The organism is Sanguibacter sp. Leaf3, from assembly GCF_001425965.1.
In the GTDB taxonomy this organism is placed as follows: Bacteria; Actinomycetota; Actinomycetes; order Actinomycetales; family Cellulomonadaceae; genus Sanguibacter; species Sanguibacter inulinus.
Genome location: NZ_LMRH01000002.1, coordinates 1126238 through 1138911, shown reverse-complemented (window position 1 = coordinate 1138911; position 12674 = coordinate 1126238). Strand labels below are relative to the sequence as shown.

Sequence of the window (12674 nt, the reverse complement as noted above, 5' to 3'; positions counted from 1 at the left end):
GGCACTGCTCCTCCTGGGTCGTGGCCTTGCCGGGATGGCCTCTGAGTGAGTCAGAGCACGGCAGCACCCTGCCGTCTGTCTCGAACCTGGGCAAGGGGATATCCCCGGTCCGCCCAGGACCCTAGCGCTCGGCGTGCTCGAGGCGAAGATCGCCCACTACCGCGATCCGGGGACCGACCGGGTGCTCCTGGTCGTGCGCCGCGGCCGGGGTGCCGTGGTCGGCGTCGACGACGTGGTCGTCTGCAGCCCGGACAGCCTCGGCGAGCCGTCGGAGCCCGTCAGAGTCCCTGTCGGCGCGCCACACGAGCCCCAGGGCTGAGTCGGGCAGACCGGTGAGCGGGACGAAGGCCACGTCTGGGCGCTGGCTGTACTCGGCTGTGGCTGCGCACACGACCAGCCCGACCGGCGCGGACGCGACCTCCGAGAGGCCTTCTTGGATCGTGCCCGCCCCTCCGGTCACCGGGATCGCCCTGCCTCCGGGGGCGTCGTCGGAGCGTGCACGTCCAACCAGTACCTGGGGGCCGCCCCGGTGACAGGGACTGTCGTGATCTCGGCCAGCCGCTCGACCGAGATGGTGTCCAGGGCCGCGAAGGGGTGACTCGTCGAGACGGCGAGCACGGGCGGCCTTCGCGAGAAGACTGCACCGGTGACGGGCTCGGGCTCGTCGACAGGCAGCAGCACGATCGCTGCGTCGATGCTCCCGGCGAGCACCTGGGTGCAGGGGTCCCCCAGGGGCAGCTCGTTGGTGCTCACGGCGCGTTCTGGGTCGTCCCGCGCGAGCTGGGCCAGCACCGCGGCGAGCGCCGGGTAGATCGCGCCCTGGAACCCGGCCCGGAGCCGCCGGGGTGTGCCGCGCGCTCGCAGCCGTGCGTCGTCCAAGACCGTCACGAGTGCACGATGGGCTGGCTCGAGCGAGGCGTAGAGGTCCGGCCCGAGAGGCGTGAGCTCGACCCTCCGGCTCGTGCGCTCCACCAGCCGCGCACCGATCCGTCGCTCGAACGCGCTGACGAGCTGGCTGACCCGGCTCTGCGAGACGAGGAGCCGCTCGCCGGCACGACCGAGGTGCAGCTCCTCGGCGAGCACGATGCGGCGGGTGACGAGGCCCTCAAGGGACGGTGTCCGCCCGAGACAGGGGTGTGCATCGGACACCGTTCCTGGGCCGGTCCTCTAGACAGGAGCTGTTGGTGAGTGGCCCCGGACCGGTCTGGTCCGTGTGGTCAGCCCGCTATCGAGCCGAGCTCGTGCGGGACGGGGCTCGGGGCTGGAGCGGGGTGAAGCCGCCGAGCGGGAAGAACGGGATGAACGCCACGCCCTCTGCAACAAGGCGGTCGATCAGGTCGTCGTCGCGGCGGGCGGCAAGGGTGTTCATGTTCTGCCCCGACACGATCGGGGTGATCGCCCGCTCTCGGGCGGCGGGCGCGAGCCCTCGTCTGCTCATGGGCTCGCGCCGGCGAAGAGTGGTCGCGGACCCGGAGGGTCAGTCGCTGAGAGGCCAGAGCCAGTCGGCTTCGAGGTCGCCCTCGACGAGGTCGGCGAGCTTGCCGAAATAGTCCTGCATGTGAGGCTGCTGGACGTGGCGCGCGATGTCGGCGCCCGATGACCAACGCTCATAGAAGGCGAACGCCCCGGGCTGCTCCTCGGAGGTGTGCACCCAGTACTGCTCGTACCCCTCTTCGGCGCGAACAGTCGGGATGATCTCCCGGATCGCGTCCTCGAGCGCCTGCTCCTGGCCGGCCTTGGCTCGGGCGAAGCCGTACACCGCCACCGGCGTGGTCGAGGCCAGGACGTCGGCGGGCATCAGGCCGTCGGGGACAGTGTCTTCGGTGGTGCTCATGTCATTTCTCTTTCCATGTGTGCTCGTCACGGTGCGTGCGCCCCGGATACCGATAACGCTTGGACCTATGAGTGGTCCTCCCAATGCCCGTAGGAGCCAAAGAAATATCCGTAGTGACCAACAGATGAGGAGTCCTGGGAGATCGGCGTAGGCTCTCATCATGGATGTCCTCTCTGAGGTGCTCGACGTCTCCGGAGTCCGGGGCAGTGCGGGAGCCCGTATAGCCGCCGCCGGGGACTGGGGCGTCGAGTGGGTCCGCGACCGGGATGCGGTCGTCTACGCGGTCACGGCAGGCATGGCTCATCTCACCGTCGGCGGCGATGCTTCGATGGTTCTCATGACCGGTGACATCGTCATTCTCGCCACCGGCGCGGCCCACGCGCTCTCGAGCGCTCCCGGCGTCACCATCCATTCCTGCGACGTCGCAGCCGCCGATGAGGCACGACGCCTCGGTGACGTCCTCAGGCTGGGCGAAGGCGACGTGCAGACCCAGATCCTCGGGGCTTCCTACTCACACGACCCTGCTGGATCCACGCCCGTCTTCGCTCTCCTGCCGTCGGTGATCCACTTCCGCGCTCACGAGCTCGACGCGAACCTGAACGACATCGTCCGACTTCTGGGGAGGGAGCTGGCCCGACCCGGTCTCGCGACCCACCTGGTCCTTGACCGGCTCGTCGACGTGCTGCTCGTCGAGATCTTGCGCACCTGGCTCTCCACCACGCCTCCGACCGATGCCTCCTGGTGGGGCGTCCTCCGCGACCCGCTCCTCTTGCAGGCCGTCACTCGGATTCACGAATCACCCGGGCGAGCATGGACGACCGAAGCCCTCGCACGCGAGGTCGCGACCTCGAAACAGACTCTCACGCGACGCTTCGCGACGTTCGCGGGCACCACGCCCGGCGAGTACCTCACCCGCTGGCGCATGACACTCGCCTCACACCGGCTCCGCGATACCGACGACACCCTCGACGCGATCGCCACGGACGTCGGCTACACCTCCGTCTACGCCTTCAGTCGCGCTTTCCACCGCGAACGCTCCCTGCCGCCCGGCCGGTATCGAAAAGTCTCCAGGTCAGAACAACCCATACCCACGCCTAGGTAGATCGCCGCCAAGTCCACGAGGGTGGCGTCTAGCTGGGTGCCAGAGCCAGGCGCACCGCATCGGCACGGGCAGTGAAGGTGTTGACGTCGTGGTCGCCGTGCCCAGCGCTGATGAACGCTTCCTGGAGCAGGTCCAGGTGCGCGACCAGATGAGCGCGGACCTTCGGAGAGGTGGCTGCTTGGGCGAGGTGGTCGAGGGGGCCGAGGGTGGCATGCATGACACCGGGGTCGGCTGGGGCGTACCAGCGCATGGCGTCGAAGACCTCGGTGATGAGGTCGCAGGGGTCTGTGCGGGGTGCGTGCACGCGCCGGGTGCCGATGTGGTCCGCGCGGTCGGGGGAGGGAAGGTCTCGGCTGACCAGCCGGGTCAGGCCTGCGGTGAGGTCGTCGAGGGCGTTGATCGCGGTGTAGTGGTCGTTGGTACCGGGGGAGACTGCTCGCACTGCCATCTCTGTGAGCTGCTGCACGGCGAAGCTGATGTCTTGGTAGGGGGTGCGGGCATCAGAGACTCGCACCGTGGCGCCCAGCGCTGCGCTCAGTGCGGTGTCGACGCGCTGGTGGGGGTGGACGAGGAAGAGCGCGGTGCCTTCGAGGACGTAGTCGCCGGGGTGGGCTTCGAGCACGAGCAGCACATCGTGCTTGTGAGCGACGGCAAGAAGGTCCTCTTCTTGGATCGACTCATCCGGCGCTTCATGCTGCTGTTCGGCACGATCAGCTCGTTCTTCGACGCCGTGACGTTGACCCTGATGATCGTGGTGCTCCACGCAGGACAGAGCGAGTTCCAGTCCGGGTGGTTCATCGAGTCCATCGCGACGCAGACGCTGATCATCTTCGTCATCCGCACCCGCCGGACTCCCTTCTACCGGAGCCGACCGTCGCTCGCCCTGACCGCGGCCTCGCTCGCAGTCGTCGGGGTCGGTGTGTGGCTGCCGTACTCGCCGCTCTCGGGCGTGCTGGGGTTCCAGCCGCTCCCGGCGCCGTTCTTCCTCGTGCTCGTCGCGCTGGTCGTCGTGTACCTCGTGGTCGTCGAGGGTGCCAAGGTGCGGTTCTTCGCACGGGACGCACGCCGTGCCGCGCTCTCGCCTCGTCAGCCCCGCATCCGTGGCCACCACCACCGGGTCGCACGACGCGCCAGCCGCTTCACGAGTCGCACCCCGTCCGGCCACGAGGCAGGCTCTGGCCTGACACCAGGGGGAGAGGGACGTCGGCATCACCTGGTCCGAGCGGCCCAGACCACCAGCGGGGGTGTTTGATAGCCCCATGGCCTCGACACCGCGCCCTTCTTCGGGCGCCCACCCCGACGAGCCGCACGCCGGCGACCTCTCCGGACGGCTCAACTGGCTGCGCGCCGGCGTGCTCGGTGCCAACGACGGCATCGTGTCCGTCGCCTCGCTCGTCGTCGGGGTCGCCGGCGTCACCACGGACTCTGCGCCGCTGCTCACCGCAGGAGTGGCTGGTCTTGTCGGAGGAGCGATCTCGATGGCGCTCGGCGAGTACGTGTCGGTGAGCAGTCAGAGCGACAGCCAGCGTGCTCTCATCGCGAAGGAGCGCGCCGAGCTGTCCGAGCAGCCCGCCGCCGAGCTGGACGAGCTCACCGGGCTCTACGAGGCCCGGGGCCTCACGCCGGGAACCGCACGGCAGGTCGCCGAAGAGCTCACGGCCCACGACGCCCTCGCCGCGCACCTCGAGGTGGAGCTGGGGATCACCGAGGACAGCGTCGTCAGCCCGTGGGCGGCCGCCGGGGCCTCGGCGCTCGCCTTCACCCTCGGCGCGATCCTCCCGCTGCTCGCGATGCTGCTGGCACCCGCGCACCTGCGGGTCGCCGTGACTGCCACGGTCGTGCTGGTCGCGCTCGCCCTGACCGGCTACACCAGCGCACGGATCGGCGGAAGCGCACCGCTGCGCCCCACGCTGCGAGTGGTGGTCGGCGGGGCGCTCGCGCTCGCCGCGACGTACACGATCGGTAGCCTGCTCGGCACGAGCGGGATCGTATGACCTGGCCGTGGTCGGCTGACGGCTGGCCTCGTAGTACGCCGGTCCTCGACGGCCCTAGAGCCCACCCGTGAGCGCCCAGGACGTCCGCCTGCTGCTCGTCGAGGACGACAAGCAGCTCGTGACCATGCTCGAGGAGGTGCTCGCCGACGAGGGCTACGTCGTCGAGACCGCCAGGGACGGTCAGCGAGGGCTGCACCTCGGTCTCACCCGCTCCTACGACGTCCTCGTCCTCGACCGCGGTCTGCCCGCCATCGAGGGTCTCGACCTGCTCGGCCGGCTCCGCGACCACGGCGTGACCGCCCCGGCTCTCGTGCTCTCCGCCCTCGGGAACCCGGCCGACAGGGTCGCCGGTCTCGACGCCGGGGCTGAGGACTACATGGCCAAGCCCTTCGACCTCGACGAGCTCGCCGCCCGGCTGCGCGCCCTGCGCCGCCGCGCCTCGGGCGCCGCGGCCGGCTCGACCACCCTGCGCTTGGGCGCGCACCGCCTGGACACGAGCGCTCGGCGTGTCACGCGCGGCGACGGGACGACGGTCGACCTCTCCGAGCGCGAGTCCGCTCTCCTGGCCTTGCTCGCCGGTCACCCCCACCAGGTGTTCTCCAGGGCTGACGTGCTCCGGAGCGTCTTCGACCATGCCGAGGACGAGGGCGCCGTCGACACCTACGTGTACTACCTGCGCCGCAAGCTGGGCCGCGACGTCGTGACGACGGTCCGCGGCCTCGGGTACCGGATGGGTACGTCGTGAGGCGGCCGACCTCGCTCACCGCGGCGGAGCAGTCCCGGCTGCGTCGCACCACCCGTGCGCTCGGCCTGCAGACCGCGCTGCTCGTCCTCGCCTGCCTCGCGGTGGTCGGCGCTGTCGTCCTGCTCGTCGTCGTCCAGGGGCAGCGGGAGTCGGGCGAGAACCGCCTCGAGGCCGCCACCCGCTCGGTCGACGACGTCCGCGACGCCCCTGCGGGCACCTGGGTCGCGATCGACGGGCCGCGCGGGCTCGAGGTGTCGGACGGGATGCCCGAGGGTCTCCCAGATCTCGACGTCATGGTCGAGGTCACCCGGTCCGGGACCGAGGTCCGCTCACGGGTCGAGGCCGCCGGAGGCACCTACAGCGTGGTCACCGCTCCCTCCCGGGGTGGCGCCGTCCAGGTGGTGCTCGACCCGCACGAGGCACAGGAGGAGCTGCAGCGCCTCGTGGCAGCGCTCGTGGTCGCCGGCGGGACCGGTGTGCTGCTCGCCGGGCTCGGTGGAGCCTGGCTCGGCCGGCGTGCCGTCCGGCCGACCGTCGAGGCTCTCGCTCTCCAGCGCAGGTTCGTCGCCGACGCGAGCCACGAGCTGCGCACCCCGCTCACGCTGCTGTCGACCCGGGCCCAGCTGCTGCGCCGCCACGTGCACGCCGAGGACGCTGTGCCGAGCGGGTCGCCGGTGCTCTCCGACGTCGACGGTCTGCTCGAGGACACCCGCGCCCTCACCTCGATCCTCGAGGACATGCTCGTCGCGGCCGACGCCCGCTCGGTCGACCGCTCTCCCGTGGACGTCGCCGAGGTGGCTGACGCCGTGGTCGCCGCGGCCCGCGCGACCGCGGCCGACCGCGGGGTCGACCTCGCGCGGACCGGGGTGACGTCAGCCGTGGCCGAGGTCTCCGCCGTGTCGGTGCGCCGCGCGACGACGGCCCTGGTCGACAACGCCCTCGACCACGCGGCCGCCGGGGTCCGGGTCGACGTCGAGCGGACCGGCGGCATGCTCGTCCTCCGGGTCGCGGACGACGGCCCGGGTGTCCCGGACGCGCAGACCGACCTCTTCGGCCGCTTCGCCTCGCACCGTCCTGCGCCCGCGCAGGACGGGCGGACGCACTACGGGCTGGGCCTCGCCCTCGTCGCCGAGGTCGCCGCCCAGCACGGCGGGTCGGTCGAGGCGGGACCCCGGGCCGACGGGTCGCACGGGACCGTGGTCACGCTGCGGGTCCCCGTCCGGGCTCCGCGAGACAGGTAGCCGACGCACCGCGAGACTGCCTCGGTCGCGGCGGAGGCGGCCCACGCGGGCGTCACCCGGGTGCCACGGGCACCGGACCCACCGTCACCCGAGTGGCGCCGGGACGCGCGCCACGCCCGCACGGGTGACCACCCGCCCGTCCGGCAGCACCCCGAAGGCCTCGCGCGCCCCGTGCGCGAAGGCCCAGTCGACGCTCTCGACGCCGAGCACGAGGACACAGGTGGCGAGCACGTCAGCCGTCGTGAGGTCGTCGGCGACGACTGTCGCCGACAGGAGCGCTGCGCCTGTCTCACCCGTCCGCCCGTCCCAGACGTGCGCGCCGCGCTCGTAGGTGCCCGAGGTCGCGACGGCTCCGTCGCGCAGCTCGACGACAGCCATCATCCTCGTCGGGTCGAAGGGGTCACGGACGCCGGCGCGCCAGGCCCGTCCGGGCTCGGGTTCCCCTGCGGTCACGACGTCTCCGCCGGCGTTGAGGCAGAAGCGCCGCGACCCGTGCTCGCGCAGCACGCCCGCCGCCCGCTCGGCCGCCCAGCCCTTGACCACGCCGTTGGTGTCGAGCGAGCCGTCCGGCGCGCGGATGCTGAAGGCCCCGCCACTCGCCTCGGACGCATCCCGGGCGACCTGGAGGATCTCCTGCAGGTCAGCCGAGGGGGCTGTCTCGCCCCGCTCGTACCGCCGCAGCTCGCTGTCCTCGCGGTAGGGGCTGAAGCGCTCGTCGGCGGACCGCAGGACGGCGAAGGCAGCGTCGACAGCCTCGGCGGCAGACCGCTCGTCGGTGAGGTCGCGGACGTCGACCGACATCGGGATCCCCATGACCACCTCGGTCCGGTGCACGACTCAGCCCACCTGGTCGATCGCGGACTGCACGGACTGCCTGTACCCCTCGGAGGTGTACGTGGCACCCGAGACCGTGTCGATCCTGGCCGACTGCGCCGCGAGCACCTCCTGGGCGAGCACCGGCGTGGAGCGCTGGGCGATCTGCTGGCTCTCACGCTCTGCGCTCGGGGACTGGAGCGTCTGGACGTCGACGATCGTCGTCCCGGAGAAGGTCACGGACACCTGGACCGGCCCGTACCTGGTCTGGGAGACTCCGCCGGCCACGGTCACCGTGCTCGACGTGGTCGACCCCGCCGCAGGCGTGGTCGTGTCGGAGGGGCTCGGGGTCGCCGTCGTGCTCGGAGCCGCAGAGGCAGAACCGGACGTCGTGCCGGAGCTGCTCCCGGTGGTCGAGCCGCCCTGCGTGGTGGTCGCCCCCTGCGAGGTCGAGGTCACCGTGGCGGCTGTCACGGGCGCCCCCTGGTCTGCGCCGAGCACAGGCCCGAAGCGGGTGACGGCCAGCGTGCCGATGGTGGCCAGGGTGCCTGTGTAGATGAGGGTCCCGCGCCAGCGCGCAGCAGTCATGACAGGCTCAGTTCTTCGTGGTGGATGGAGGCACGGGGCACGCCGAGCGCTCGGGCCGAGCGCACGACGGTCGAGACGAGACCCTCGGGGCCGCAGACGAACACGTCGCGGTGAGCGATGTCCGGCACGATCTGCTGCAGGACCGCGGGCGAGAGCGGGTCGTGGCCGAGCTCGCGACGCCGCCCCGGGAGCGGGACGTACCGCAGACCCTGCGCACCGCCGAGCTCTCGGCTCAGGGCGAGGCCCTCGGGTGTGTGCGACCTGTGCAGCACGACCACGTCGTGCCCTCGGAGGACGAGGTCTTCCGCGAGCGCCCGGACCGGCCCGATGCCCGCGCCTCCAGCGACGAGCAGGGTCCGGTCGGAGAGAGCCTGGTCAGCGGTGAAGAGCCCGAAGGGCCCTTCGACGACCACCCGCGTCCCGGGGCGCATCGCGGCGGTGCTCGTCGAGTGGTCGCCCAGCGCGGCGACGGTGATCCGCAGGTGCTCGTCGGTGGGGACCATCGAGAGGGAGTAGGGGTGCGCGGTCCACAGGTGCCCGCAGGCGAGGAACCGGACCAGGACGAACTGCCCGCCCCGCGCTGCGAGCCTGTCGACGTGCCGGCCACGGAGCCAGACGCTCACCATGCCTGACCCTTCGGGGACGACCTGGTCGACGGTGAGCATCATGCTGCGGTGCGCGAGCAGCGGCAGGACGACACGCCAGGTGACGAGCGCCGCCGCCGTCGCGACGTACATCGCGGTCCACACGGCTCGGGCGACCGGCGACCCGACGAAGTGCGTGCCCGCCGCGATCTGGTGACCGAAGGTGAGGTAGATGCCGACGTAGACGGACAGGTGCAGCACGAACCACACCTCGTAGCTCAGCCGCTGCCGGGCCAGCCGCGCGCTCGACAGGCCGACCACGAGGAAGATCGCGGTCCCGACGAGGGCGCTGAGCATCTCCGGCTGGGTCGCCAGGAGCGAGAGGGCCTCGGGCCGCAGCGCCTGCTGGTCGAGCATCGCGCCGCCGACGACCATGAGCGCGACGTGCGTGAGCACGAGCAGCAGGACGGTCGTGCCGAGCGAGCGGTGCCAGGCGACGAGCCGATCCATGCCGACGGCCCGCTCGAACCACGGGACGCGCCCGACGAGGAGCAGCTGGAGGCAGACGAGGTAGGCGGCGACCAGCCCGGTGAGCTCTCCGGTGCTCGTGAGCGCACCGCCGGGCGTCGCGCCGACGGCGGGTGGGGTGCCCACCCACCAGAAGACGAGGACCGCGAGGACACCCGCGACGGTCACCCCGCGGACGGCGAGGTGACCGCGGTGCGGTGACTGGCGTCGGGTCCGGCGGCGCACCGATGGCGCGACGTCCGAGGAGACCTGCCCTGCGCTGCGTTCGGTGAGGATGCTCATGACGTCATCGTGCCGAGCAGATCTCAGAAGATTCTCAGAAGAGCGCTGGCGGCTCGAGGGCGATGACGACGACCGTCAGCGGACCGTCGTCGAGCTCGCTGATGTCAGTCGGTCTGTCGAGGCGACGAGACCGCCTCTCACCTGCGAAACATGGTGCCCCGGGTGGGATTCGAACCCACACTGGATCGGGTTGGGACACTAGGTTGTCGTTGTATGGCAACAGTTGCCGTTGCCCCGGAATTTCAACGAATCCTAGGGTCCCAGGCCGGTCAGCGATGCCGTCCTCTGGGGACGTCACGCATCGTTTTCGTTGAGTAAACGTTGACCTGACGCATGGAGGCCGTCTGGACTAGGCGACGTAGAGCCGAGTCGCCTCTACGAGTCTCCCTCGGGCTCCGCGCTCCGTCCCGGGCTGCGGGGACGAGCCTTAGGTTGACTCTCTGCGGACCAGGACGGCGTGCGCATCGACGTCCCAGACGGGGACGGCCCGGTCCTGGATGAGCGCGAGCGCGATCTCGGCGAGGGCTCGTCCGAGGCCTTCGGTGTCCACCCGGACCGAGGTGAGAGCGGGAAACTGCAACGCGGCCAGCGGTGTGTCGTCATAGCCGACGATCGCGAGGTCTTCAGGGACGCTAGCGCCGAGTCGCTGAGCGGCCGCCGAGACGAGCGAGGCGATGTCGTCGTTATAGGCCACGACGCCCGTGACGTCGGCGCCGATCCAGGCTGTGACGGCGGCGAGCGTCTCGCCCCGGTCTGCAGGGAGGTGGCGGACGTCGAGCTCAGGCAACCCGAGTTCGCGGGCCCGGCCCTGGGCGGTCTGGAGGCGTTCGGCCCCGAGCGATGTCAAGCGCTCGTCAGTCGAGAGCGCGTAGGCGAGCCGACGGTGTCCGAGCTCGGCGAGGTGGTCCACCTGGAGCCGCACAGCCGTGTCCAGGTCGACGACCTGGTCGGCTCCGGACTCGACGACTGATGTCGCGGGGAACACGCGCGTCACGCCAGACCGGCGGAGTCCAGCAAGCTCATCAGGCGTGAACGGCATCATCCCGACCACCGCGGCCGGGTCGAGGACCTCCCAGAGCGGGCGTGCCTTGCTCGACTGGTGGCGCGTGTACGTCACGAGGGAGTACCCCTCCACGTCGAGAGCAGCGCGCGCTGCCTCGAGGTGAGCTCGCATCGAGTGATCGAGCGGCCAGTCCGGCAGGACGAAGATGACGATGGTGCTCGAGCCTCGCGCAAGAGCCTGTGCGCCTGCGTGCGGTCGGTAGCCGAGGCCCTCGGCGGCAGCCCGGACGCGCTCGCGTGTGGGGGCGGAGATCGTCTGCCCGTGGGTGTTGTTGAGCACGAAGCCGACGGTGGCGCGGGACACTCCAGCTGCCGAAGCGACATCCGCCGCAGTGGCCCGTCGGTTTCGCGTCGGCGTCTGAGGTTCCATCTGCTCAGGGTATCGCCCAGCGGCCGTTGCCGGACATCATGCTTGCGCGCGCTAGCTGTGTGTGTCACAGTGAGGTCGCTAGCGCGGGCTAGTAACTGACGTGCAATGGAGCGCTCATGACGATCGACGACGATTCACTAGACAGGACGGGCGCACGCATGCCTGTCGAAACGCTGACCAGCGAGCAACGTGCCGCGGGCAGCCTTGCCACTGGGGAAGCAGTCGGTAGGCACCAGCCACCTAACGCTGAGGCACCGGCACACCTCACTCCTACGCCGCCCGACATCCCGGACGTCAGCACGCGCTACATCTGGATGCAGGTGATCGCCCAGTTCGGTGTCTTCGTGGCCTTCATCACCCCTCTCGGGATATCGCTCGCGATTAAGGTCGCCCAGCTCGCCCCCGGTCAGGAGCAGTACCTGGGCTACATCACCGGGGCCGGCGCGTTCGCCGTGATGATCGCGAGCCCTTTGCTCGGTCAGCTCAGCGACCGCACCCGAACGAGGATCGGGAGACGCCGTCCGTTCATGATCGCCGGAATGCTCCTGGGCATGGTGGCTCTCACCGTGATGGCGCAGTCGACGAGCATCCTGATCCTGGGAGTCGGATGGGTCATGACCCAGCTCACCTGGGGCCAGGTGCTGGGGAACCTCCAGTACTCGCAGGCTGACAAGCTCCCCGAGCACCAGCGCGGCAAGGTCGCCGGCCTCACAGGTTTCGCGACCCAGGTTGCTCCGGTCCTCGGCGTCGGTGTCGCCAGCTTCGTCTCAGGCAACAACCTCCTCCTCTTCCTCATCCCAGGTTTCATCGGGCTATTACTCACGACGCTCTTCGTCGTCTTCGTCCACGAGGAAGACAGCCGTGGTCTGACCTTCGACCAGCCGATGACGGTGCTGGGCACCTTCCGTGGGATGGTTTTCGACCCGCGAGAGCACCCCGACTACGCATGGGCTTGGTTCGGACGGTTCCTCTTCTACTTCGGACTTACCCTCAACACGACATTCACCGCCTTCTTCTTCGCCCAGCGTCTCGGCGTCGCCGTCGAGGACGTTGCCCCGACGTTGGCCGTGCTCTCTCTCATGGGGATCGTCGCCCTCAGTCTCGGGGCGATCGGTGGCGGCTTCCTCTCCGACCGCTTCCACCGTCGCAGGGTCTTCGTCCTGCTGGCGGGGATCCTCTTCGGCGCCGGTGCGGTGACCATGGCGTTCGCCCCGAGCCTGCCTCTGCTCTTCGCCGGCTCGCTCGTGACGAGCATCGGGCTCGGCATGTTCTCGGCGGTCGACATGGCCCTAGCGCTGGACGTGCTGCCTGACCGAGCCCAGGCCGGTCGCTACATGGCCATCATGAACTTCGCCGCCGCGATCCCGCAGGCGGTCGCCCCGCTGATCGCGCCGTCGATCCTCGCTCTCGGTGCCACGGCCGCCGTCAGCAAGAACTACCCCCTCCTGTACATCGTCGCAGCGGTCTTCACCGTCGCCGGCGGCGCCGTCGTCCTCCGCATCCGATCAGTCAAGTAAGCACGAGGAGCCCA

15 protein-coding genes are annotated in these 12674 nt (G+C 70.4%); 6 read left to right on the top strand and 9 right to left on the bottom strand.

Features of this window, described 5'->3' with window-relative positions:
• Window positions 1-121: 121 nt before the first annotated feature.
• From ASG53_RS20135 to ASG53_RS12460, 4 genes are all read right to left on the bottom strand, one after another.
• On the bottom strand, window positions 122-460 hold the full coding sequence (locus ASG53_RS20135; protein ID WP_200945493.1) for a hypothetical protein: 339 nt from the start codon (window positions 458-460) through the stop codon (window positions 122-124).
• On the bottom strand, window positions 457-1149 hold the full coding sequence (locus ASG53_RS20130; protein ID WP_200945492.1) for a LysR family transcriptional regulator: 693 nt from the start codon (window positions 1147-1149) through the stop codon (window positions 457-459). Before ASG53_RS20130 ends, ASG53_RS20135 begins: the two co-directional genes overlap by 4 nt.
• Before the next feature lie 76 nt (window positions 1150-1225).
• Complete coding sequence (locus ASG53_RS20620; RefSeq protein WP_056133419.1) at window positions 1226-1438, bottom strand: hypothetical protein; 213 nt, start codon at window positions 1436-1438, stop codon at window positions 1226-1228.
• Window positions 1439-1477: 39 nt separating this feature from the next.
• A complete protein-coding gene (locus ASG53_RS12460) occupies window positions 1478-1834 on the bottom strand; it encodes a putative quinol monooxygenase (protein ID WP_056133416.1) in 357 nt (118 codons plus the stop codon).
• A gap of 160 nt (window positions 1835-1994) precedes the next feature.
• Here ASG53_RS12460 and ASG53_RS12455 point away from each other — a divergent pair, with 160 nt between their 5' ends.
• Window positions 1995-2936: an AraC family transcriptional regulator gene (locus ASG53_RS12455; RefSeq protein ID WP_056133411.1), complete on the top strand. Its 942-nt coding sequence runs from the start codon at window positions 1995-1997 to the stop codon at window positions 2934-2936.
• A 28-nt stretch (window positions 2937-2964) separates the two neighbouring features.
• Here ASG53_RS12455 and ASG53_RS20370 read toward each other — a convergent pair whose 3' ends face one another.
• The gene (locus ASG53_RS20370; RefSeq protein WP_235533918.1) at window positions 2965-3558 is read right to left on the bottom strand and encodes a DUF2254 family protein; all 594 of its coding nucleotides are present in this window, start codon (window positions 3556-3558) and stop codon (window positions 2965-2967) included.
• 12 nt (window positions 3559-3570) lie between these two features.
• On the opposite strand from ASG53_RS20370, the gene ASG53_RS20365 reads away from it, so the two are divergent.
• The 4 genes from ASG53_RS20365 (at window position 3571) to ASG53_RS12430 (ending at window position 6916) form a co-directional block, all read left to right on the top strand.
• A complete protein-coding gene (locus ASG53_RS20365; protein WP_235533917.1) occupies window positions 3571-4188 on the top strand; it encodes a cation transporting ATPase C-terminal domain-containing protein in 618 nt (205 codons plus the stop codon).
• 7 nt (window positions 4189-4195) lie between these two features.
• Entirely contained in the window at window positions 4196-4930 is a 735-nt protein-coding gene (locus ASG53_RS12440) for a VIT1/CCC1 transporter family protein (RefSeq protein ID WP_056133400.1), read from the top strand.
• 67 nt (window positions 4931-4997) lie between these two features.
• Window positions 4998-5675 carry a response regulator transcription factor gene (locus ASG53_RS12435; RefSeq protein WP_200945491.1) on the top strand — a complete coding sequence of 226 codons (678 nt, stop codon included), beginning with the start codon at window positions 4998-5000 and terminating at the stop codon, window positions 5673-5675.
• Window positions 5672-6916 carry a sensor histidine kinase gene (locus ASG53_RS12430; protein WP_056133397.1) on the top strand — a complete coding sequence of 415 codons (1245 nt, stop codon included), beginning with the start codon at window positions 5672-5674 and terminating at the stop codon, window positions 6914-6916. Before ASG53_RS12435 ends, ASG53_RS12430 begins: the two co-directional genes overlap by 4 nt.
• A gap of 84 nt (window positions 6917-7000) precedes the next feature.
• On the opposite strand, the gene ASG53_RS12425 is transcribed toward ASG53_RS12430, so the two are convergent.
• From ASG53_RS12425 to ASG53_RS12410, 4 genes are all read right to left on the bottom strand, one after another.
• Window positions 7001-7750 (bottom strand): FAD:protein FMN transferase, encoded by a 750-nt coding sequence (locus tag ASG53_RS12425; RefSeq protein ID WP_235533916.1) that lies wholly within the window; start codon window positions 7748-7750, stop codon window positions 7001-7003.
• 3 nt (window positions 7751-7753) lie between these two features.
• The gene (locus ASG53_RS12420; RefSeq protein WP_056133394.1) at window positions 7754-8317 is read right to left on the bottom strand and encodes an FMN-binding protein; all 564 of its coding nucleotides are present in this window, start codon (window positions 8315-8317) and stop codon (window positions 7754-7756) included.
• A complete protein-coding gene (locus ASG53_RS12415) occupies window positions 8314-9711 on the bottom strand; it encodes a ferredoxin reductase family protein (protein WP_056133392.1) in 1398 nt (465 codons plus the stop codon). The genes ASG53_RS12420 and ASG53_RS12415 overlap by 4 nt, the downstream gene beginning before the upstream one ends.
• A gap of 427 nt (window positions 9712-10138) precedes the next feature.
• A complete protein-coding gene (locus ASG53_RS12410; protein ID WP_056133388.1) occupies window positions 10139-11143 on the bottom strand; it encodes a LacI family DNA-binding transcriptional regulator in 1005 nt (334 codons plus the stop codon).
• Between the two features lie 314 nt (window positions 11144-11457).
• Here ASG53_RS12410 and ASG53_RS12405 point away from each other — a divergent pair, with 314 nt between their 5' ends.
• Window positions 11458-12660, top strand: coding sequence for an MFS transporter (locus ASG53_RS12405; protein ID WP_235533914.1), 1203 nt, complete (start codon window positions 11458-11460; stop codon window positions 12658-12660).
• Window positions 12661-12674: the final 14 nt, after the last annotated feature.

Bases quoted from the DNA above. Each gene is read 5' to 3' on its own strand.
- ASG53_RS12440 (WP_056133400.1), top strand. From the start codon at position 4,196: ATGGCCTCGACACCGCGCCCTTCTTCGGGCGCCCACCCCGACGAGCCG.
- ASG53_RS12410 (WP_056133388.1), bottom strand. From the start codon at position 11,143: ATGGAACCTCAGACGCCGACGCGAAACCGACGGGCCACTGCGGCGGAT.
- ASG53_RS12415 (WP_056133392.1), bottom strand. From the start codon at position 9,711: ATGAGCATCCTCACCGAACGCAGCGCAGGGCAGGTCTCCTCGGACGTC.
- ASG53_RS12460 (WP_056133416.1), bottom strand. From the start codon at position 1,834: ATGAGCACCACCGAAGACACTGTCCCCGACGGCCTGATGCCCGCCGAC.
- ASG53_RS20620 (WP_056133419.1), bottom strand. From the start codon at position 1,438: ATGAGCAGACGAGGGCTCGCGCCCGCCGCCCGAGAGCGGGCGATCACC.
- ASG53_RS12455 (WP_056133411.1), top strand. From the start codon at position 1,995: ATGGATGTCCTCTCTGAGGTGCTCGACGTCTCCGGAGTCCGGGGCAGT.
- ASG53_RS12405 (WP_235533914.1), top strand. From the start codon at position 11,458: ATGCAGGTGATCGCCCAGTTCGGTGTCTTCGTGGCCTTCATCACCCCT.
- ASG53_RS12420 (WP_056133394.1), bottom strand. From the start codon at position 8,317: ATGACTGCTGCGCGCTGGCGCGGGACCCTCATCTACACAGGCACCCTG.